At 71.7% G+C, this 20,523-nt stretch carries 17 protein-coding genes and 1 pseudogene; 11 read left to right on the top strand and 7 right to left on the bottom strand.

Annotation, left to right across the window (positions count from 1 at the left end):
- Positions 1 to 49 precede the first annotated feature (49 nt).
- A complete protein-coding gene (locus ACTWP5_RS18980; RefSeq protein ID WP_443222198.1) occupies positions 50 to 802 on the bottom strand; it encodes a GntR family transcriptional regulator in 753 nt (250 codons plus the stop codon).
- Between the two features lie 225 nt (positions 803 to 1,027).
- Complete coding sequence (locus ACTWP5_RS18975) at positions 1,028 to 2,323, bottom strand: LCP family protein (protein ID WP_443222197.1); 1,296 nt, start codon at positions 2,321 to 2,323, stop codon at positions 1,028 to 1,030.
- A gap of 79 nt (positions 2,324 to 2,402) precedes the next feature.
- Here ACTWP5_RS18975 and ACTWP5_RS18970 point away from each other — a divergent pair.
- A pseudogene (locus tag ACTWP5_RS18970) lies at positions 2,403 to 2,987 on the top strand (glycosyltransferase); the annotation flags it as partial.
- Positions 2,988 to 3,134: 147 nt separating this feature from the next.
- On the opposite strand, the gene ACTWP5_RS18965 reads toward ACTWP5_RS18970, so the two are convergent.
- Positions 3,135 to 4,337, bottom strand: coding sequence for a tyrosine-type recombinase/integrase (locus ACTWP5_RS18965; RefSeq protein WP_443222196.1), 1,203 nt, complete (start codon positions 4,335 to 4,337; stop codon positions 3,135 to 3,137).
- A 265-nt stretch (positions 4,338 to 4,602) separates the two neighbouring features.
- Between ACTWP5_RS18965 and ACTWP5_RS18960 the strand changes: the two genes are divergently transcribed.
- Positions 4,603 to 4,899: a hypothetical protein gene (locus tag ACTWP5_RS18960; protein ID WP_443222195.1), complete on the top strand. Its 297-nt coding sequence runs from the start codon at positions 4,603 to 4,605 to the stop codon at positions 4,897 to 4,899.
- Here the strand turns inward: ACTWP5_RS18960 and ACTWP5_RS18955 are convergent.
- The 4 genes from ACTWP5_RS18955 to ACTWP5_RS18940 are packed head-to-tail and all read right to left on the bottom strand — an operon-like array spanning position 4,896 to position 7,646.
- Positions 4,896 to 5,072, bottom strand: a complete 177-nt coding sequence (locus ACTWP5_RS18955; protein ID WP_443222194.1) for a helix-turn-helix domain-containing protein — start codon at positions 5,070 to 5,072, stop codon at positions 4,896 to 4,898. The two genes, ACTWP5_RS18960 and ACTWP5_RS18955, sit on opposite strands and share 4 nt — an antisense overlap.
- Positions 5,069 to 6,079 carry a DNA-methyltransferase gene (locus tag ACTWP5_RS18950; RefSeq protein ID WP_443222193.1) on the bottom strand — a complete coding sequence of 337 codons (1,011 nt, stop codon included), beginning with the start codon at positions 6,077 to 6,079 and terminating at the stop codon, positions 5,069 to 5,071. Before ACTWP5_RS18950 ends, ACTWP5_RS18955 begins: the two co-directional genes overlap by 4 nt.
- Positions 6,076 to 6,975 (bottom strand): DNA methyltransferase, encoded by a 900-nt coding sequence (locus ACTWP5_RS18945; protein ID WP_443222192.1) that lies wholly within the window; start codon positions 6,973 to 6,975, stop codon positions 6,076 to 6,078. Before ACTWP5_RS18945 ends, ACTWP5_RS18950 begins: the two co-directional genes overlap by 4 nt.
- Positions 6,972 to 7,646 (bottom strand): hypothetical protein, encoded by a 675-nt coding sequence (locus ACTWP5_RS18940; RefSeq protein ID WP_443222191.1) that lies wholly within the window; start codon positions 7,644 to 7,646, stop codon positions 6,972 to 6,974. The genes ACTWP5_RS18945 and ACTWP5_RS18940 overlap by 4 nt, the downstream gene beginning before the upstream one ends.
- Before the next feature lie 842 nt (positions 7,647 to 8,488).
- Between ACTWP5_RS18940 and ACTWP5_RS18935 the strand changes: the two genes are divergently transcribed.
- The 9 genes from ACTWP5_RS18935 (at position 8,489) to ACTWP5_RS18895 (ending at position 20,391) form a co-directional block, all read left to right on the top strand.
- Complete coding sequence (locus ACTWP5_RS18935; protein ID WP_443222190.1) at positions 8,489 to 9,478, top strand: hypothetical protein; 990 nt, start codon at positions 8,489 to 8,491, stop codon at positions 9,476 to 9,478.
- A complete protein-coding gene (locus ACTWP5_RS18930) occupies positions 9,415 to 9,906 on the top strand; it encodes a pilin (protein WP_443222189.1) in 492 nt (163 codons plus the stop codon). The genes ACTWP5_RS18935 and ACTWP5_RS18930 overlap by 64 nt, the downstream gene beginning before the upstream one ends.
- Before the next feature lie 4 nt (positions 9,907 to 9,910).
- Positions 9,911 to 11,698, top strand: coding sequence for a hypothetical protein (locus ACTWP5_RS18925; protein WP_443222188.1), 1,788 nt, complete (start codon positions 9,911 to 9,913; stop codon positions 11,696 to 11,698).
- 14 nt (positions 11,699 to 11,712) lie between these two features.
- The gene (locus ACTWP5_RS18920) at positions 11,713 to 12,879 is read left to right on the top strand and encodes a PrgI family protein (RefSeq protein WP_443222187.1); all 1,167 of its coding nucleotides are present in this window, start codon (positions 11,713 to 11,715) and stop codon (positions 12,877 to 12,879) included.
- Positions 12,876 to 14,753, top strand: a complete 1,878-nt coding sequence (locus tag ACTWP5_RS18915; protein WP_443222186.1) for a VirB4 family type IV secretion system protein — start codon at positions 12,876 to 12,878, stop codon at positions 14,751 to 14,753. The genes ACTWP5_RS18920 and ACTWP5_RS18915 overlap by 4 nt, the downstream gene beginning before the upstream one ends.
- 59 nt (positions 14,754 to 14,812) lie before the next feature.
- Positions 14,813 to 15,673, top strand: coding sequence for a GP88 family protein (locus tag ACTWP5_RS18910; protein ID WP_443222185.1), 861 nt, complete (start codon positions 14,813 to 14,815; stop codon positions 15,671 to 15,673).
- 98 nt (positions 15,674 to 15,771) lie between these two features.
- A complete protein-coding gene (locus tag ACTWP5_RS18905) occupies positions 15,772 to 18,291 on the top strand; it encodes a type IV secretory system conjugative DNA transfer family protein (RefSeq protein ID WP_443222184.1) in 2,520 nt (839 codons plus the stop codon).
- A gap of 100 nt (positions 18,292 to 18,391) precedes the next feature.
- Complete coding sequence (locus tag ACTWP5_RS18900) at positions 18,392 to 19,408, top strand: replication-relaxation family protein (protein WP_443222183.1); 1,017 nt, start codon at positions 18,392 to 18,394, stop codon at positions 19,406 to 19,408.
- Positions 19,409 to 19,452: 44 nt separating this feature from the next.
- Positions 19,453 to 20,391, top strand: a complete 939-nt coding sequence (locus tag ACTWP5_RS18895; RefSeq protein ID WP_443222182.1) for a C40 family peptidase — start codon at positions 19,453 to 19,455, stop codon at positions 20,389 to 20,391.
- Positions 20,392 to 20,523 lie beyond the last annotated feature (132 nt).

Genomic DNA, 20,523 nt, shown 5'->3' with positions numbered 1-20,523 from the left:
TGACGCCCCGTCACGGGCCGGCGAGCCGGGGGCCGGGGGCGCTTTCCCGTCAGCGGACCGGCAGGTGGTACCCGACGCGGAAGCGGTCCGCGGGGATGACCACGTCGGCGGTCTCCACCGGCAGGGAGCCGGCGCGGAAGGTGCGGATGATGACGAGCATCGGGTGCCCCGGCACGCCACCCAGCGCGCGGGCCTCGGCCGCCAGCGCCGGCCGGGCCGTCACGTCCTCCGCCACGTTGTCCACCACGAGGTCGATGGCGGCCATCCGCTCCACCACGCCCCTGCCGGCCAGCGGCCCCTCCTCCGGCAGCATCACCGGCGTGCGGCCGGTCAGCCGCAGCGGCTCGTAGGAGGTGGACAGCAGCGCCGGCTCGCCGCCGGTGCGGAAGACGTACCGGGTGCACATCACCGCCTCGCCCGGATCGATCCGCAGCCGGCGGGCGACGGCCTCGCTCGCCTCCGCCCGCTCGCTGCGCGCCTCCCAGCTGCCGCGCACCCGCTCGTCGGTCTGCTCCTGCCGGAACGGCGAGGACTCCCCCAGGGTGCGGTACCCGCTGCGGCTGACACGCCGTGGCTCGGGGCGCTCGCGGACGTACGTCCCCGAGCCGGAGCGGCCCTCCACCAGCCCCTCGGCCATCAACACCTTGCGGGCCTCCAACGCCACCGTGTCGGAGACGCCGTACCTGGCGCGGATACTCGCCTGTGACGGCAGCCTGGAGTGTGGCGGCAGGGTGCCGTTGGCGATCTGCTGTCGAAGGTCGTCCGCGACCCGGAGATATGCGGGCTGCTCACCGAACGGCACCGGCCCTCCCAGTGGTTCTCCACGATTCGCGCCTTCTGCGCGTTTCGCGTTGACATCGCACTAACAAACAGCAACAGCTTGACGACACAGGGTCGCCGCCCGCAAGGGCCGGCCATGGATTCACCCGATGTGATGACCATGACGTCGCGCTTCGCGACATTTCGCTCATGTGCGGTCGGCAACGGTCGTTCCGGCGTCCGTCGCTGCCTGCCCTGGACCGTGTCCTTACGACCCCGTTTCGCCGCACTTCCCGCCCGACTCCCCCTGCCCTCGCTGCTCCTTCGCCCCTCCCGCCCCTTCTGCCCCTCCTGCCTCGCTCGCCCCACCCCTCTCCTCCTTCTCCTCCCCTTCCTTCGGCTCTTCCTTCGGCTCTTCCTTCCGCTCGCCGCCGCGGCCTCCCGCCCCCTCGGAGGAGTCGAAGGAGGTCACCACGGAGTCGGGCAGCGGGCGGTCGGCGCGCAGCGCGTCGAAGACCTCCGCCGCCTCCTCCTCGTCCCAGGTGACGGTGGACCCGATGCCGGCCACCCGGCGGTCGGTGTCGCCGAGCGGCACGGAGGCGAACGCGACGCCGTCCGAGGCGAGCCGGCGCAGCGCGCCCGCCACGTCGAGCATCCGCTCCGCGCCGAACGCGGGGTCGGCCCGCACCGAGCGCAGCAGGGCCGTCGCGGTCCCGCTGAGCCGGCCCGGGCTGAGCAGCACCCCGCTGCTCGCCACCCGGTCGAGGAAGGCGGCGAGGAAACGTTGCTGCCGCTCGATGCGCCCCAGGTCGGCGGTGCCGTCGACGTGCCGCGCCCGCACGTACGCCAACGCCGTCTCGCCGTCGAGCCGGTGGCTTCCGGCGGGCAGGTCCAGCCCCGAGTACGCGTCCCGCAGCGGCCGGGTGGTGCACACGTCCACGCCGCCCACCTCGTCCACCGCCCGCAGGAAGCTGCTGAAGTCCACCTCCAGGTAGTGGTCGACGCGCAGCTCGGTCAGCTGCTCGACCGTCCTGACCATGAGGGCGGGACCGCCGTGGGCCAGGGCCGCGTTCAGCTTGTCGGGGTGGGCCTCGTGGCGCTCGCCGGTGGATTCGACGGTGTGGGCGGGCAGCTCGGCGTAGCTGTCGCGGGGCAGGCTCACGACGCTCGCGTGCTCCCGGTCCGCGGACAGGTGCAGCAGCATCACGGTGTCGGCGCAGTGGCACGCCTCGCCGCCCAGGCTGTACCGGGTGCGCTCGGCCTGGCTGAGGCCCTCGCGGGAGTCGGTGCCGATGACCAGGACGTTCAGGTCCTCCCCGCCGTCGTCGACGGGACGCTCGTCGTCGGGGAGGGCCTGGAAGGGGTCGACCCGGACCAGCTCCCGCTCCGCCGAGCTCACCACGGCGTGCCCCACCCCACCAGCCGTGAGGACCAGCACCGCCAGCGCCGCGGCGGCGCGCACCGCGGAGCGGCGCGCCTGGCGGCGCGGCCGCTGGCGGAACCGCGACCGGGGCACTGCCCTGGGTCGGCGGTGGAGGCGGGGGCGGGGGCGTGGGGAAGCCATCGCGGCCACCGTATGGCGATACGATCAACGGCCCGGGGCGGCGCGCGTCGGGGTCCCCCGATCGCGGTAACGTGAGCCGGTGACCACGACTCCGCCCGACACCCCTCCCGCCGTCTCCGTGATCATGCCGGTCCTCAACGAGGAGCGACACCTGCGCGCCGCCGTCCGGCACATCCTGGCGCAGGACCACCCCGGCGAGATCGAGGTGGTGATGGCACTCGGGCCCTCCACCGACAGGACCGACGAGATCGCCGCGGAGCTGGTCGCCGAGGACCCCCGCGTGCGGACGGTGCCGAACCCGACGGGTCGCACCCCGGCCGGGCTGAACGCCGCGATCGCCGCCTCCCGGCACCCGGTGGTCGTCCGCGTCGACGGGCACGGCATGCTCTCGCCGAACTACATCACCACCGCCGTCCGCCTGCTGGCGGAGACCGGCGCGGCCAACGTCGGCGGCCTCATGCACGCCGAGGGCGAGACCCCCTGGGAGCAGGCCGTGGCCGCCGCCATGACATCCCGCATCGGGGTCGGCAACGCCGCGTTCCACACCGGGGGCGAGGCAGGCGAGGCCGAGACCGTGTACCTGGGCGTCTTCCGGCGCGAGGTGCTGGAGCGGGAGGGCGGATACAACGAGGAGTTCATCCGCGCCCAGGACTGGGAACTGAGCGTCTGAGGTCGTCCGTCTGAGCTGGTAGGACGGCTCCCAAGCGGACCGCGTGTCAGCACCGCGTCAGCACGGGACTAGCCTGGTCAGCACGAAGACCCCCCAACTAACCCTTGGGGGGTCTTCGGCGTGTACGGGCCCAGGTAGTCGTCACGCGGTCCTGGCGACCGCCTCCGAAGCGGACAGGGTTTCGCCCCTTATCACCCGGAACCGGGTTCGCATAGCGTCCTGCATGGCCTTCCGACCGCGTTGCCAGGAGTCGGGTACCAGGTGCCCGTACGTGTCGGCCGTGATCCTGATCGAGTGGTGCCCGAGCCAGCGGCTCACCTCCAGCAGGGACACGCCGGCCGCCAGCATGGTGGAGGCAAAGAAGTGGCGTAGGTCATGCGGTTTGTAGAAGAAACCGAGCGCCTTCATGACCTTGCGCCAGTAATAGTAGAAGCCCTCATGGGTCAGCAGGGCCCCGGTGCCGGTCGCGAACAGCAAGCCCGTCGCCCCGGCAAGGGCGTACGTGCCGTGCTGCTCACGGTGCCGGTCGATCTCCTCCCCCAGCCAGTCGGCAAGCGGGATCTCTCGGTAGTCGCCTTCCGCACGGTGCTTGAGTGGCACGAGCGCCTTGCGGTTGCCCTTCCCGTCCCCCTTCTCCGTCGTCTGCCGGTAGACCCTGAGCACGTCGCCACGGTGACAGTCCTCCGAGACACCGAAGGACTCGGAAGGGCGGAGCCCGGAACCTGCGATGAGCCACACAATCAGTCGGTACTCGTCAGGCATGCGCCCGGCGATCTGGACGACTTCTTCAAGCGTGGGGATGTCGTCGGGGTCTACGGCCTTCGAGGCAACCCGGGGCAGCTTCAGGCCACGGCAGGGGTCCTTGGCTATGCGGTCGTTCTCCACGGCCGCCTTGAACATCGCCTTCATCGGGATCACCCGCGTGCCGATGGTCGATGCCATGAGCCCGGCGTCCGACAGGGCCGCCACGACACGCTGAACGTCGTTGGGTGTGACCCCGGCGAGTGTCTTCCGGCCGATAGTCGGTATGAGGTAGTTGTTCGCGAAGCCCTTGTAGTCCCGGAGCGTGTTGGGCTTGAGCACCTGGGCCTCCAGCCACTCAGCCCACCAGGTGGCAACGGTGATCTTCCCTCGGTCCGGGTCGAGGTAGACGCCGGTGAGCTTGTCGGCCTCCATCTTGTTGCCGTGGGCCTCTGCCTGCCGCTTGGTGGGGAACGTCTTCTCACGCTGACGGCCGGAGCGCCCGCCCGGCTCGCGGTATCGGACGGTCCAGGGGTGCCCGCACCGGATCCTGGCGCAGGGGTTTTTCTTATCGTTCTTGCACTTTTGGAATGTGGTAGCCAAAGGGTGAACACCTTCCCTTGTTCTGGGGTTCTGGCAGGGGAGCAGCAGCGATGGCGGGGAGGTCAGTGAGCGCCATGGCGCGCGTGAACCGTGCGGGTGTGGTGGCCTGCGGGGGCGATCGAAGGGGCCCTCAGCGGGTGGTGATCGACGCAGCTACCAGAGACATCGCCCGGCATTTCTCGACCACGGTGCTGGGTCGCTCAACCCGGTGGCGTCAACCGAAAGTGCCGCGAAGCAGCGCAGCCACAAGCCGAGAGCCGCTGAGGTGGCTCATCCCGAGTTGCGCGACGCGCTGCCCCGGCTGCTGGCGGAGCACGGGGTGTCCGGTGCGTACCTGGCGGCCCTGGCCACCGTGTATGACGAGCTGTCCCGGACGGGAGTCCGGCCGCTGGTGCCGCACCTGGCCGAACTGGTGGGACGAAGCGTGCCCACGGTCAGCGATCATCTCAAGCAGGCCCGCAAGGACGGCTTCCTGACGGCTTCGGTCGCCGGGAAGCCCGGGGGCGAGCCCACAACCAAGTCAGCGCGGGTACTGACGAAGCTCGGACTCGCCCCAACCTAGGCAGCGGCCTGCCGGTCTATCCAGGCATCGAGGTCTGCCGGGCGGCAGCGGAGTTGGTTGCCGATGCGCTTGAAGGGAATGCCTTCGGGCCTCCAGTTGGCGTAGACCCAGCCCTTCGGCTTGTCGAGGTAGGCGGCGACCTCATCGAGCGTGAGCATTTTCGTCTTCGTCATGGCCGGCCCCTCTCCTCATCTCGGCGGAGACGTCGATTCGCGTTGCCTGAGGATCCCGGTGCCGATGCAGGTCGTGTCCCAGCCTCGGCCTGGCGTGGTGGTGCTGCGGTGGGGTGGGGCACGTCGTGGCCCCCCGTGGCTGGTGCGGTGGTGTGTGCGGGGGCCAAGGCGAGCTCGGCGACGCGCGTGAAGGTGGGGTTGATGTCGATCCCGATGTAGGAGCGTCCCAGGCGGCGGGCGGCCAGGCCGGTGGTGCCGCTGCCGGAGAATGGGTCGAGGACGAGTCCGCCGGTGGGGCAGCTGGCGGCGATGCAGCGTTGGGGCAGGTCGACGGGGTAGCTGGAGCGGTGGGGGCCGGCTCCGCGGCTGGCGGGCAGGCTCCACACGTCGCCGCGGACGGCGGCCGGGTCGTAGGCGTAGTGGGGTTCTTTGGCGAGCAGGAACAGCGGTTCCCAGCGGCGGGCGGGGCGGTCGATGGCGGGGTCGGGTAGGCAGTTGGTCTTGGCCCATACGATCTTCGCCCGCACCAGCCAGCCGTCGTCCATCAGCGCGGTCAGGAGTCGTTCCGGTAGCAGCATCAGGCTCTTCTCGGCGACGGGCCGGCCGTTGATGAGGTTCTGGGCGGGCATGCGGGTGCGGCCGGCGGCCCGTAGCTGCCGCCAGGAGGGCCGGGAGCCGCGAGGGCCGTGGAGGCCGTCCTGGTGGGAGGAGCCGCGGAGGACGGTGCGTTGGGAGTAGGTGTCGGCGAGGTTGAGCCACAGCGCGCCATGGGGGGCCAGGACCCGGTGGACCTGGGAGAAGACCGACCGCAGGGTGTCGAGGTAGTGCTGGGGTGTTTCTTCCAGGCCGTACTGGCCGGGGACGCCGTAGTCGCGCCGGAAGTAGTAGGGCGGGGAGGTGACCACGCAGTCGGCGCTGGCGTCGGGCAGCTGCGCGAGAACCTGGAGTGTGTCTCCGGTGTAGAGCGTGACCTGTCCGGTCGCGACATCCGGGGTGATCGTGTTCACGCCACGGCCTCGTCGACGAGGGTGCGGCGACGGGCGTCGGCCGTACAGAGGGGAAGCGGGTCAGGCCACGGCGAGGAGACCGCGACTTCGGCGGCGTGGGCTGGTGGGGCGTGGAAGATCTGCACGTCGTGGTGGGCGGGCAGCGTGACGGGCTGGCCGGTGTGGCGCTCGGCGCGGGCGGCGGCGCTGCGCTGGGCTGTGGTGGGGTGGAGGATCAGCCGGCCGTTGCGGATCGGGACGGTGAGGGCGATGCATCGGGCGACCGGTGCCAGGTGGGCGGCGACGGCGGCGCGGTGGATGTGTCCGGGGGCGTCGAGGAGGTAGCCGTGGCGGCGCTGGGGGCGCGTGACGATGACGACGTGTCCGCCGGGCTTGAGGACGGTGCGGGACCAGGTCAGCATCTCGGTCAGCCGGGCGATGGCGGCGTTGTGGTCGTGGGGTTCGCCGGCCGTGGGGACGGCCGGGTGGCGCCATGCGGTCAGGACGAGGTCGGCGGTGGCGGGCATGTCCTGGGAGCCTGCGGTGGGCAGCACCATCCCGTCGGTGGTCGCTCCCTCACGCTTCACGGCGGTGAGGTTGGCGCGGGTCAGGGTCCACCAGCGGCGGCTTTGGGCGATGCCGACGGCGTGCCGCCCGCAGCGCAGGGCTTCGGCCACGACGGTGCCCGTTCCGCAGTCGGGGTCGACCACGGTGCCACCGGGTGGGGTGAGCGCGCGGATGGCGAAGGCGGCCGTCGCCGGGGGGACGCGCTGGTGGTCTCGGATCGTGTCGGGGGCGTAGCCGCGATCGAGGAGGCGCTCGCCGTGCTGGCCGGTCGGCCATACCAACGGCACCAGGCCCGGCCGCGGCACCTTCTGCGGATCAACGGGAAGTTGCGGGAGCTGGAACCAGATCACCTGGCCACCGCCTGCCTCGTGGTGCAGGTGCCGGTCGGGCGGGGACGCGCGAAGACCATGAGCTCTGTGTGCACCCGGGGCCCGGAGCGCGGCTTGTCGGCCGTGGTGGGGTGGGCCTGGTCCGGTGCGGCTACGAGCGCGATCCGATCGACGCAGTCCACTCCACCCCACTCGGCGATGTGCGTCAGCAAACTATGGAAGCGGCCTTTTCGCTCGCTGGTTGCATTGCTGTGGGTGATGAAGGTGAGGGTGCCGTTCCGGGTCAGCAGCCGTGTCCAGGGGACGGTGGCGGCCCAGTCGGACTGCGGATCGAGGAGGGTGATCACCAGGGAAAACCGGTCGGGCTCGCGTCGGGCGGCGGCTGGCGTTGCGGACGGTCCGGGGTGGAGGTCGGTCGGTCCGGCTCGGTGGCGGCGCGCGTTCTGCCGGAGTGTCCGCGTCATCTCTCGGGGTCCGGGCTCGGTGACGGACGCGGGGGCGGCCGGGTCGGTCGGGTAGGTCAGCGAGGCGGGGCTACGGACGTGGGTCGAGCGCCCGAGGGGGGTGAGGAGGCGTGCGGCGGCGGTCCAACCGGCGGACACGACATCGAAGCCGTCCGGGTCGCTGTCGCCGGGTGCGGGAGGGGCGAGCAGGAGGACGGGGTCGCCGGCGTGGGAGTAGGTGCAGACCACGCGGCGCATGGTTTCGCTCAGCCAGCCAGGGAGAAGTGAGGAATTCTCGTGGCAGGGGTGTTCGGGCAGGGCCCAGACGGACGCGGTACGCCGGGTTCTCCGCGAGGGAGGTGGGCACTGTCTGAGGGCCGGCGTGAACGGCCGGTTGGGGTCGGAGTGTGAGGTCATGCGTGTCACTCCCGGTCGGGGTGAGAGGTCCTGACACTCAAAAACCCGAAAACACGGCCTGTTTTGGACAGGCGAACACGAACGTCTTCCCCATCTGGCCCCAGGGAACTGAGGGCGAGGGCCGACAGAAGCCGATGCTCCCGTTCCCTTCTTCCCGTGGTAGCCAACAGGCACGATGCGGTCAGTGGTTCCGGTTACTTCCCTCGGCGCCGCCTTCGCTCCCGGGTGCCTTGGACGGTCCGGAGTGCCTTGGACGGTCCTGAGTCCGGCATGACGATGATTCCTGACCGCAATCTGTGGGGCGGGTGGCTGTTGCCGGCGGCCGTCGCGAATCCTCGTCCGAGCATGATTGGCCCGCCAGTGCCCCAGGAATTGGGGTGCTCACCGTGATGGTCTGGCACCCTGGCCGCTGAAAGATCTCCTGCGAACCTCTTAAAACAGCAGGTCACAGCCCCTTAAAGCTCGCCAAGATGGGGGCGGGATGGTCGATTGTCCAGGACCTGGTCGGGACCTTACAGGAGCCTGTTTCTTCAGTGATCTTTAGGCGCTGAAATCCGTGCCAGCGTGATCTCGTTGCCGTTACCTGTCGCCTCTTGCCGTTCCTTGTCTTTTTCTTGTCGTCGGTCTGCGTTCCTGGGTGCGTCATTCCTCGCTGGAGAGAAGGAGATGCTCCGATGGCTTTGAGTTCGCAGGATGGCCTGGGGGACGCTGAGTGCCGGCGGTTGCCGTTGGATGTCGCGCGTGAGTGTTTCGGCTGGCTGGTGACCGGCCCCGACCCGCTGGCCTTGGATGGCCGGCCCTTTGCTGGCCTGCCGGATCGGACGATCCCGCTGGATGAACTGCGTGACCGGCTGCTGCGGCGCGACTGCCCGAAGGGGACGCGGGATGCGGTATGGGGCGAGCTGGTTTCCCGCACTCGCAGTGAGGGGGCGAGTTGGACGGTGGCGTGTGCCGGGATGGCGTTGCCGATGCTGGCGTCCACGGCACGGTGGCTTTCGGTTCGCTACCCGGATGGTGATCCGTTCGATGTGCACGCCGAGGTGTTGACCGGATTTCTGGACGCGCTGGCGCGCATCGAAATCGGGCGGCCCCATGTGCTGGCCCGGTTGCGGTGGGCGGCGTTCCGGGCAGGGATGGCCGCGCTGCGCGAGGCGCTGGACGCTCCCACTCCGTTGCCGCCCGGGTACCGCTCCACGCCGCCGCATCCGCCGTGGGGGCACCCCGACCTGGTGCTCGCGCGTGCGGTGCGGGAAGGAGTCCTGACCCCGACCGAGGCGGACCTGATCGGGTCGACTCGCCTGGAGGACGTCGCTGTCGGGCGCTGGGCGGCCGAGCACGACACCACGATCGGTGCGGCCTACAAGAGCCGCCGTCGCGCTGAGCACCGACTCGCCGCCTATCTTCGCCAGGCCGCTGGTGACGTCGATGACAGCGATCCGGTCAGCGAGTACGTCGCCTCCCGCCTGGCTGACCCGACGCCGCCGACCGCCCGACAGTCGCCACGGAACGTGACTCCTTCGCCGGGAGGCGAGAGGGCGGAGCAAACAGGGATTGTTGCGGGTGCGGTGTCCAAAGCAGGTGCTGATTCCGGTCTTTTCTCATGCGGGCCCACCACGCCCGATCGACCGGACGACGAGACCTCGGAGGTCCCCCGATGCGCCTGATACCCCCCGCCCGCCGTGCCCGCCTGGGTCGCACACCGGCCACTACCCCAGCTCCTGCCACAGCGGTTGACCGGCGCGGCGCGCACCGCGCGGGCCGGCGTGGGCGCCGGCTGGCGGTGGCCGTGACGGTGGCGACCGTTCTCCTGGTGATCGCTGCTCCTGCCCACGCTCGGTCGGAGACGATGCTGGCGGCGGCGACCTCTCTCGACACGGTGCTGAACAACCTCCGCAACTGGATCATGGGCATCGCCGCCACGCTGGCGACGGTCATGCTCAGCATCGGCGGTGTGATCCGCATGCTGGCTGGCGGTGACCCCGGGGAGATCGAGCGCTCGAATCGGGCGTTCAAGTCGGCGGCGTGGGGATACGGCATCGCCGCGCTCGCGCCGCTGGTCGTGGAAATCCTCAAGGGCATCGTGGGCGAGTGAGCCGGTGATCACCACGCTGGGAATCCGTGGCCGTAGCAGGGGCGCGGCCGGCGGGCGTGCCGCCTGGCGTCGCCGACGCGGGCGCGCCGTTCGACTGCTGGTCACCATGGCGGGGGTGGCGCTGGTCGGGCTGGCATCCAGCCCGGCTGCGGCCACCCCCGGCCAGAACACCACGCCCGCCGCCACGCTCGTGGCAGCACCGGCTGAGCCGTGCGATCCCGTAGAGGACTTCGGCTGCATCCCCGAACCCGTCCCGCTGCCGGAAGACGGCAGCACCACCGAACCCGGTGGCGAGGAGACCGATGAGCTGGAGGAGGGCGGGGGTGGGCCGGGAGGGTTCGCCGGCTGGGTGCTGGAAGGCGTCACGGCCGCGATCAACGGCTTCTTCGCTGACCTGGCTTCCGCCGCGTTGGACCCGCTGTTGGACGTGCTGGGCCGCACGCTGCTGGTCACGCCCACTCCGGACGAGCTGCCCCAGGTGGACGTGCTGTGGTCGCGGTCGTGGCAGATCGCCGTGGCCTGCTACAGCCTGCTGGTGACGGCCGCCGGGCTGATCGTGATGGGCCACCAGACCGTGCAGACCCAGCACTCGGCCCGCGAGATCGCCCCCCGGATCGTGGTCGGGTTCCTGGCCTCGTTCCTGTCGTTGTGGGTGGCCACCCGGATGATCGTCCTGGCCAACGGGCTGTCCCAGGCGCTGATGAGCGACAGCGTCGAGGTCGAGGGCACCGCCAACGTGCTGAAGGGGATGATCAACGGCTCGTTGGCCAGCGACGGGATGTTCACCGTCTTCATCGGCCTGGTCATCGCGGCGTTCGGGTTGACCATCATCGTCTCGTACGTGGTGCGGGTGGCCCTGACGGTGATCATGATCGCTGGGGCGCCGCTGGCACTGGCCTGCCACGCCCTGCCGCAGACCGAGTCCATCGCCAGGTGGTGGTGGCGCGCCTTCGCGGGTCTGCTGGCCATCCAGGTCGCCCAGTCCCTGACGCTGGTGGCCGCGTTGAACGTGTTCCTCGGCCCCGAGGGCTTCCAGGTCCTGGGGGGAGGACACACCGGGCTGATCAACCTGAGCGTCGCGCTGGCGCTGTTCTACATCCTGTTCAAGATCCCCGCCTGGATTCTCGCGGCCACCCGCCTGCCCGGCGGCGGGCGCTCCCTGGCAGGCTCCGCGGCCCGCACCTACCTGGCCTACAAGACATTCGGGCTGCTGCGTGGCGGCGCCACGGCGGCCAGGGCCGGCAAGGCCGCGGGGGCCGGCGGCGGCAGAGGCTGGCAGGCGCGCCCCCGCGGCACCTCGACGGCCAGGGCGGCTTCCGTCAACGCTCCTCCGGCCCGAGGGCGTGGCCTCGCGCGCCGCCCGCCGGGGCCGCCGGCCTTCCGCCAGCCCGTTCCCGCGAGCGCCGCGCCTCGGCCGCGCCGTGCTGCCGGAGCCCCGGGCATGCCCCGCTTCCAGGCTCCGGTGCCCGACCAACGCCCAACCGCCCCGCCGCGGCGGGTTGATGTCTCCCCGGGCCCGCCGCTGTTTCTCTCACCCCGGCCCGACCCGGCCAACCGGGCGAGCACTCCTTCGCCTGGCAGGCCCGCGCCCGTGGCGCCCCGGCCGCACTTCCGTGCGCCGGAACGCGCCGCCGCGCCGCCGCCGCGTCGTGCCGCCGGCCCGGCACCGGCCGCGACGTTCCGCTCGCCCACACCCCCGTCTCCGGCGGTGAACCCTCCGCCGCAGCTGCGGCGGCACCCGCCGCCCCCAGCGACGTTCCGCCCGCCCCCGCCGCCTCCCGCCCCCCGGTGAGAAGGAGCCCCATCGTGACGACACCTGTTCGGATTCCCGCCGATGTCGAGCGCGAGGACACCGTGCTGCTCGGCCTGACCGCCCGCCAGCTGATGCTGCTGTCGGCTGCCGGTGTGGTGCTCTACGCCCTCTACACCGCCACGGCCACCCTGCTGCCCCCGGCGGTGTTCCTGGTGGCCGCGCTTCCGATCGCCGGAGTGGCGGTGTTGCTCGCCCTGGGGCGGCGCGACGGACTGCCGCTGGATCGGCTTCTGCTCGCCGCGATACGGCAGCACATGGCCCCGCGTCACCGCATCGCCGCCCCCGCGCGCGTCCAGCCGGCCCCCGCATGGCTCGCCGCGCGGGCTGTCCCAGCCGATGAGCCCGACCAGCCGACGCCGCAGACGATCTCACCCGCCCCGCTGGAACTCCCCGCCCGCTCGGTCACCGAAGCCGGGGTCATCGACCTGGGCCGGGACGGGATGGCCGTCGTCGCGGTGTGCTCGACGGTGAACTTCGCCCTGCGCACCCCGAGCGAGCAGGAGTCCCTGACCGCGGCGTTCGGCCGCTACCTGCACTCCCTGACCGCCCCCGTCCAGATCGTGGTGCGCGCCGAACGCCTGGACGTGTCCGCGCAGATCGCCGAGCTGCACGAGACCGCCCCGCACCTGCCCCACCCCGCGCTGGAGCACGCCGCCCTCGAACACGCCACCTACCTCGACGAGCTGCGGCGCACGTCCACCCTGCTGCGTCGCCAGGTCCTGCTCATCCTCCGCGAACCCCTGCGCACCACCGGCCCCGCCGACGTCTTCAGCGTCGCTCCCGGCCGCACCGGGAGGCAGGGCCGGCGCGGCAGACGACGGCAGGAGGAGGCCGTGGAGGCGGCACGGCGGGCCGCCGAGGCACGGCTGGTCCGCCGCGCGGAGGAGGCTGCGCAGATGCTGGGCCCGGTCGGCATCACCGTCACACCGCTGGACGCCGGCCAGGCCACGGCCGTGCTCGCCGCCGCCTGCAACCCCGACAGCCTGCTGCCGCCCTCCTCCCACCTGGCCGCCGCCCACGACGTGATCACCACCGCCCCAAGCATGGATGACGACCAGATGAGCGGGGAGCACGAGGGCGGTACGGCCGCCACCGCTCCCGACCCGCAGCAGCGGATCATGGCCGCCGCAGCAACGGCTTCGGGAGGTGAGGGGCTGTGACACGCCGTTCCCGCAGCACCCGCTCCGCCGCACAGCCGGACGCCGCACACAGCAGCGCGTTCGCCCCGGACTCCCTGGCTGTGGGCACCCGACACCTTCAGGTCGGCGGCGAGTGGCTGTCCTCGTTCGCCATCGTCGGCTACCCCAGAGAGGTCCACGCCGGGTGGCTCCAGCCGCTGCTCACCTACCCCGGCCGGGTCGACGTATCGGTCCACGTCGACCCGATCGACCCGGTCACCGCCGCCCGCCGCCTGAAACGGCAGCTCGCCCGCTTCGAATCCGGTCGCCGCCACGCCGACGAACACGGCCGCCTGCCCGATCCCCACGTCGAAGCCGCCACCGAAGACGCCTACGACCTGTCCTCCCGCGTCGCCCGGGGCGAGGGCAAGCTGTTCCGCCTCGGCCTGTACCTGACCGTCCACGCCGCCAGCAGCGAGGAACTGGCCACCGAGGTCACCGCCGTCCGCACCCTCGCGGCCAGCCTGCTGCTCGACGCCAAACCCGCCTCCTACCGCTCGTTGCAGGGCTGGGTGACCTGCCTGCCCATGGGCATGGACCTGCTCGGCATGCGCCGCACCTTCGACACCAGCGCACTCGCCGCGGCCTTCCCCTTCACCAGCCCCGACCTGCCCCCGGCCGACCCCACCTCCGTGGCCGCCCCCACCGGCGTCCTCTACGGCTACAACATCGGCTCCCAGGGACTCGTGCACTGGGACCGGTTCGCGCTGGACAACCACAACTCCGTCATCCTCGGCCGCTCCGGCGCCGGCAAGTCCTACCTCGTCAAGCTCGAACTCCTCCGCTCCCTCTACCGCGGCATCGAGATCCACGTCATCGACCCCGAAGACGAGTACGCCCGCCTCGCCCGCGCCGTCGGCGGCACCCACGTCCACCTCGGCGGCGAGGGCGTGCGCGTCAACCCCTTCGATCTGCCCGTCCACACCCGACCCGACGGACGCCGCACCGCACCCCGCGACGCGCTCGTACGCCGCTCCCTGTTCCTCCACACCGTCATCGGCGTCCTCCTCGGCGCCGCGCTGACCCCCGGCGAGCGCGCGACCCTCGATCGGGCGATCACCGCCACCTACCAGCAGGCCGGGATCACCGCCGACCCCCGCACCTGGACCCGCCCGGCCCCGCTCCTGGCCGACCTCGCCCGCACACTCCACACCTCGGCCGACGCCGAGGCCGCCGACCTGGCCGCCCGCCTCCACCCCTACGTGAACGGAGCCTTCAGTGGGCTGTTCGACGGGCCCACCACCAGCCGGCCCGACGGCCACCTCGTCGTCTTCTCCCTGCGGGACCTTCCCGACGAACTCAAGGCGATCGGCACCCTGCTGACCCTGGACGCCGTCTGGCGCCGCGTGACCAACCCCGCCCTCCGCCGCCCCCGCCTCGTCGTCGTCGACGAAGCCTGGCTGCTGATGAAAGACCCGGCCGGGGCAGACTTCCTCTTCCGCATGGCCAAGGCCAGCCGCAAGCAGTGGGCCGGGCTGACCGTGGCGACCCAGGACACCGCCGACGTCCTCGGCACCGACCTCGGCAAAGCCGTCGTCGCCAACGCCGCCACACAGATCCTGCTGCGCCAGGCCGACCAGGCCATCGACGAGATCGCGACCACCTTCAACCTGAGCGACGGCGAACGTCAGTTCCTGCTGTCCGCCGACAGGGGACAGGGCCTGCTGTCCACCGGCACCCAACGGGTGGCCTTCCAAGCCATCGCCTCACCGGCCGAGCACCAGCTCATCACCACCAACCCGGCCGAACTCGCGGAACTCACCGCCGCCGAAGACGCCGCCACCCCCACAGCCTCCGCGGAGCAGCAGGACCCGTTCGTCGACCTCGGACCCGACCCCTCCCAGATCGCCCTCTAGCACCGTCGCCGCACTCCCGCTTCCCCTCGTTCGCTTCCGCCCCGGAGGTGCCCTTGCCTATGCATCGAACAACTGTTCTTACCGTGCTCGTCTCGCAGGAACATGCCGTCCGTCCGGCGCGGCTGCTGACCCAGAACCGTGCGCTGAGAGCCATCGGCGTGTGGAACTGGACGCTGCCCGCGTGGGCGGGGCGCCTGTCCGACGGCCGCACGTACAACACCTGCCCCTCGGCCGGGGTGTGCGCCCAGGTGTGTTACGCCCGCCACGGCACCTACACCTGGCCGCAGGTCAAGGCCAAGCACCAGACCAACCTCCGCTTCGTCCTCGACGAACCCGACGCGTGGGAACACGCGATGATCGCCGAGCTCGGCGCCCGCCGCTTCCACGGCGCGTGGATCAGAATCCACGACGCCGGTGACTTCTTCTCCGACGCCTACCTCGCCGCATGGCTGCGGATCATCCGCGCCCGGCCCGGCGTGAACTTCTACGCCTACACCAAGGAAGTCGCGCGCTTCCGCATCGTGGTGGAGCCGGACCCGCCGGAGAACTTCCTGTGGGTCTACAGCTACGGCGGCACCCAGGACGCCGGCCTGGACCCCGCACATGACCGGGTGGCGGACGTCTTCCCCGACGCGGACGCCATCACCGCGGCCGGCTGGCACTCCCAGGAAGCGAGCGACCTGCTCGCCGTCCTGGGGCCCACCCTGGTGGGCATACCGGCGAATCGCATCCCGCACTACCTCAAGCGCCTCGCCGGCCGGACGTTCCGCGGCTGGCAAGCCGAGGTCGACGCCGCACGCGCATCCCGCCGCACTGACGCACCCGGGCGGGGCCATCTCCGCCTCGTTCCTGGCCAGGGCACCAAGCCGTCCACCGCCAGCCGGCGCACGACCGTCACCCGGCCAGAGCGCGCCGCCTGACCGCGCACCCAGACCCCCCACGACCCCGCGACGGCAGCGGCCCTGGCCGCTGCCGTCGGTCGACCCGTCCACCACCGCTGACGAGAGGTGCTCTGCTCGTGATCCCTGCCCGCTCTGCCTCCTCGCCTTCCCCGGATGCCCCCGCAGGTTCGGACTCGCTGCTGGAGGGCTACCTGCTCGACCCGTCCGGGGCGCTCGAACGCGTCGTGACCGGCCTGCGTGACCAGGCTGCCGCCTGGGGCGTACTCACCGCTGCCACCCTGCTCACCGCCGCAGTACTGGGCGGAGCCTGGTGGTGGTGGCGACGGCGCTGCCGGCAGCGGATCGCCGCGGACGCCCGCATCGTGCGTGTCGTTCCGCCACCGCAGGTCGACCCGGCCGGCGCCGCCGCGCTGTGGGCCAACCTCGTCGGCCTGATGCGCCCGCGCTTCAAACGCCTCGCGGGCCAGCCGCACGTGGTGTGGGAGTACGTCACCGACGGCGAACGGCTCACCCTCCAGGTGTGGGTGCCCGGCCTGGTGCCTCCCGGCCTGGTGGAGCGGGCGATCGAGGCGGCCTGGCCCGGCGCGCGCACCCGCACCGCCCCGGCCGGCTCTCCGCTGCCCACCCCGTCGGAGGGTGAGGACGTCGCGTTGGTGGCGGGCCGGGTGCGGCTGGCGCGCAGCGAAGCGCTGCCCATCCGCACCGACTTCACCAACGACCCTCTCCGTGCCCTGCTCGCCGCCCCCGCAGGTCTCGGGCCCACCGAACGCGCCGTCGTGCAGGTCCTCGCCCGGCCCGTGGCCGGCCGCCGGGTGCGGGCCACCCGCCGCGCCGCGCGCCGCCTGCGCGCCGGGCACTCCCCCCACCTGCTCAGCCACCTGCTGCACGCGCTGCTGCCCGGCCCTTCCCGCCCCCCGGGCCGATGGCCGCGCACGGCGCCGGGTCTGGACCGGCACAGCGCGCTGGAGGCGGCGGCCGAGGACCGGGCCATCGTGGCCAAGGCCCGCGGCGCCCACTACGAGGTGGCTATCCGCTTCGCCGTCGCCAGCCCTATGCCCACCAGCGTGGACCGGCGGCGCCGAGCCGAGGTGCGCGAACGGCTGACCGGACGCGCCCACGCCCTGGCCGCCGCCTGCGCCGTCTTCAGTGAGCACAACTACTTCTGCCGAGCCCGCCTGAGCGCCCGCCGCGCCCGGCCCCGGCTGGAGCAGCGGCGGCTCGACGGCGGGGAGGTGATGAGCGTCCCCGAACTGGCGGTGCTCGCCCACCTGCCCTGGGACCCCGACCTCGCGCATCTGGAACGGGCAGGCGCCCGCTCCGTCCCCCCGCCTCCCGGCATCCCCGCCCCCGGGCCGGGAGTGAAGCCGATCGGGACCACCGACACCGCGGGCCGGCCCCGCCCCGTCGGTCTCGCCCTGGCTGATGCCCGCCACCACCTGCACATCCTCGGCGCCACCGGCTCCGGAAAGAGCGAGCTGATGGCCCGCATGATCCTTGATGACGCCGCGGCTGGTCGCGGGCTGGTCGCCGTGGACCCTAAGGGCGACATGATCAACGACGTCCTCGCCCGCCTGCCACAGGACGCCGGGCAGCGGGTCGTGCTCTTCGACGCCGACGACCCCCGACCCCCCGTGCTCAACCCCCTCGAAGGAGCCGACACCGCCCGCGTCGTCGACAACCTCACCAGCGTCTTCTCCCGCGTCTACGCCTCCTCCTGGGGCCCGCGCACCGACGACATCCTCCGCGCCGGGCTGCTGACCCTGCGCGCCGTGCCCGGGAAGAGCGGCGCGCCCGTGCTGACCGACCTGCCCGCGCTGCTGACCGACCCCGCCGCCCGCCAGCGCGCGATCAACGCACTCCACGACGACCTGCTCAAGAGCTTTTGGACCTGGTACGGCCAGCTGTCCGACCCTGCCCGCGCGCAGCACATCGCCCCGCTGATGAACAAACTCCGCGGCCTGCTGCTACGCCCCTTCGTCCGCCACGCGCTGGCCGGCGGCACCTCCACCGTCGACCTCGGCCACATCCTCAACAACGGCGGCATCTGCCTGGTACGCATCAGCCGCAACGCCCTGGGACTGGAGACCTCACGCCTGGTCGGCTCCCTGATCGTCGCCCGCACCTGGCAAGCCACCACCGCCCGCTCCCGCCTCCCACAGCACCAGCGTCCCGACGCCTCCCTCTACATCGACGAAGCCCACAACTTCCTCAACCTGGCCTACCCGCTGGAGGACATGCTCGCCGAGGCACGCGGCTACCGGCTGTCCATCACCCTGGCCCACCAGTACCTGCGCCAGCTCCCGCGCGAGTTGGAGGAAGGCATCTCCGCCAACGCCAGAACGAAGATCTTCTTCAACGCCTCACCCGAGGACGCCCGGCACCTGGCCCGCCACACCGCGCCCCGGCTGGCCGAAGGAGACCTGTCGAACCTGGGCGCCTTCACCGTCGCGGTCCGCCCCGTTCTGAACGGCGCCGAAGCGCCCGCGTTCACCGCGACCACCACCAAGCTGCCACCGAAAATCCCCGGCCGCGCCGCCACCATCCGCGCCGCGGCGAACAACTCGAACGCCACCACGACACCGGACAGGCACCCCCACCAGCCGGAGCCGGGCCCGGATCCACGACGCCTCGCCTGACGAGAGCCAGCCACCCACACGCCCCGCCGGCCCACCTCACGAGCACGGAAAGGCACCGGCGCGTCGCGTCTCCCACCCACGAACGTCAGGAGTGCCCTTCATGATCCACACCTATCCTCGCCGAAGCCCCCAACGCAGCCCCCGTCCCGGCAGGCTCGCCCCACGCCTGGCCGTCAACGGCCAGCATCTCGCCCGCATGGCCAGGCGGCTGACCGCCCGCGACCGGTGGCTGGCCCGCCTCGTGCACGAGCACAAGGTCCTCACCGTCCACCAGATCGTGCAGGCAGCCTGGCCGTCCCGCCGCGCCGCCAACGACCGACTCATCGAGCTCTACCAGTGGCGCGTCCTGGACCGCTTCCAGCCCCTCACGGCCAGCGGCTCGGCACCGATGCACTACGTCCTCGACGTCGCCGGAGCCCACGTCCTCGCCGCCGAAGACGGGAAGGACCCCCGCCAGCTGTCCTACCGACACTCAACGGCCATCGGCATCGCCCACTCCCTGCTCCTGCCCCACACCCTCGGCGTCAACGGCCTGTTCACCACCCTCATCGCCCGCGCCCGCCAACCCCACTCACCCGAGCGGTTGACCGCCTGGTGGTCCGAGACCCGCTGTGGCCGGCACTTCGGCGACATCGTCCGCCCCGACGCCTACGGCCGTCTCGACCACCAGCTCACCGGGACCGTCGAATGGTTCCTCGAATACGACCGCGGCACCGAACCTCTCGCCAAGCTGGCCAGCAAACTCGACCGCTACCACCAGCTGGCCCGCACCACCGCAGTCACCACCCCCGTGCTGTTCTGGCTCCCCAGCACCCGACGCGAAGCGGGCGCCCGCACCGCACTCGCGGCAGCACACCAACGCCTGCCCAACCCCGCCCTGGTCCCGGTCGCCACCACCAGCCCCGACGCCGCGCCCGACCAGCCGACCGACCCCGCCGCCGCCCGCTGGCTCCCCCTCACCGACACACCCACCGGCGTGCACGGACGCTTCCCGCTGGCGGAACTCACCCGCGCCTGGCCCCACCTGCCGGCGGTCGCCCCCACTTCGGGATCCACCGCGGACCTCACCCCACCCACCGCCCTGCAACCGCCGCCGCCCATGCCCCCAAGCCGCTGACCACCCCCGCCGCACACGCGCGAACGACTCAGGTGGTGAACTCCGTGCTCAAGTCCACCCTCGCCTTCCTCTCCGGCATCCTCCTCCTCGTCGCCCTCGCGGCGGCCGGAGCCGTCGGCGCGCTCTCCTCACTCACCGGACAGCCCGGCGCCCGCCCCAGCCACACCGCCATGGAAGACATCCCGGGCGAGAACTACACCCTCTACACCCAGGCAGCCGCCACCTGCCCCGGCCTGGACTGGAGCATCCTGGCCGCCATCGGCAAGACCGAATCCGACCACGGCCGCTCCACCCTCCCCGGCGTCACCAGCGGCACCAACCACGCCGGCGCCAAGGGACCGATGCAGTTCCTCCAACCCACCTTCGACGCCGTCGTCGCCGAACACCCACCACCACCCGGCGGCGCGAACCCGCCCAGCCCCTACAACCTCCACGACGCCGTCTACGCAGCCGCCGCCTACCTGTGCGACTCCGGCGCCCGCGACGGCCACGACCTCACCGGCGCGATCTTCACCTACAACAGGGCCGACTGGTACGTCGCCGACATCCTCGCCCAGGCCGCCCACTACGAAAGCCCCACCACCATCGGCGGCACCACCGCCACCAACCCGGCCGCCCTACAAGCCCTCAACTACGCCGAAGGCCAACTCGGCCTCCCCTACCTCTGGGGCGGCGACGGACCCGCCGCCGGAGAAGACGGCTTCGACTGCTCCGGCCTCACCCGCGCCGCCTACCAAGCCGCCGGCATCACCATCCCCCGCGTCGCCCAAGACCAATACAACGCCGGACAGCCCGTCACAGAAGACCGCCTCCAACCAGGCGACCTGGTGTTCTACGGAACCCCCACCAACATTCACCACGTCGGCCTCTACATCGGAGGCGAACACATGATCCACGCCCCACGAACAGGGGAGCTCATTCAGATCTCCCCCTACCGATATCCCGGAGACGACTACGCGGGTGCCACACGCCCTGCCGAATAGGGATGACGTAGTTTCCCGTCGGAAACGACGGTGTCCCACCATTATGTCAACTACCTGTCACACCGCCGGCAAACCCACAGGTCGTGCGTCCCACCGGATTGTCGGCCCCTCGACCAAGCCCGTCTGGTCCGA

The sequence above is a fragment of the Streptomyces sp. 4N509B genome, from assembly GCF_052245655.1.
Taxonomy (GTDB): domain Bacteria; phylum Actinomycetota; class Actinomycetes; order Streptomycetales; family Streptomycetaceae; genus Streptomyces.
This window is presented reverse-complemented; position numbering and strand designations above follow the sequence as displayed.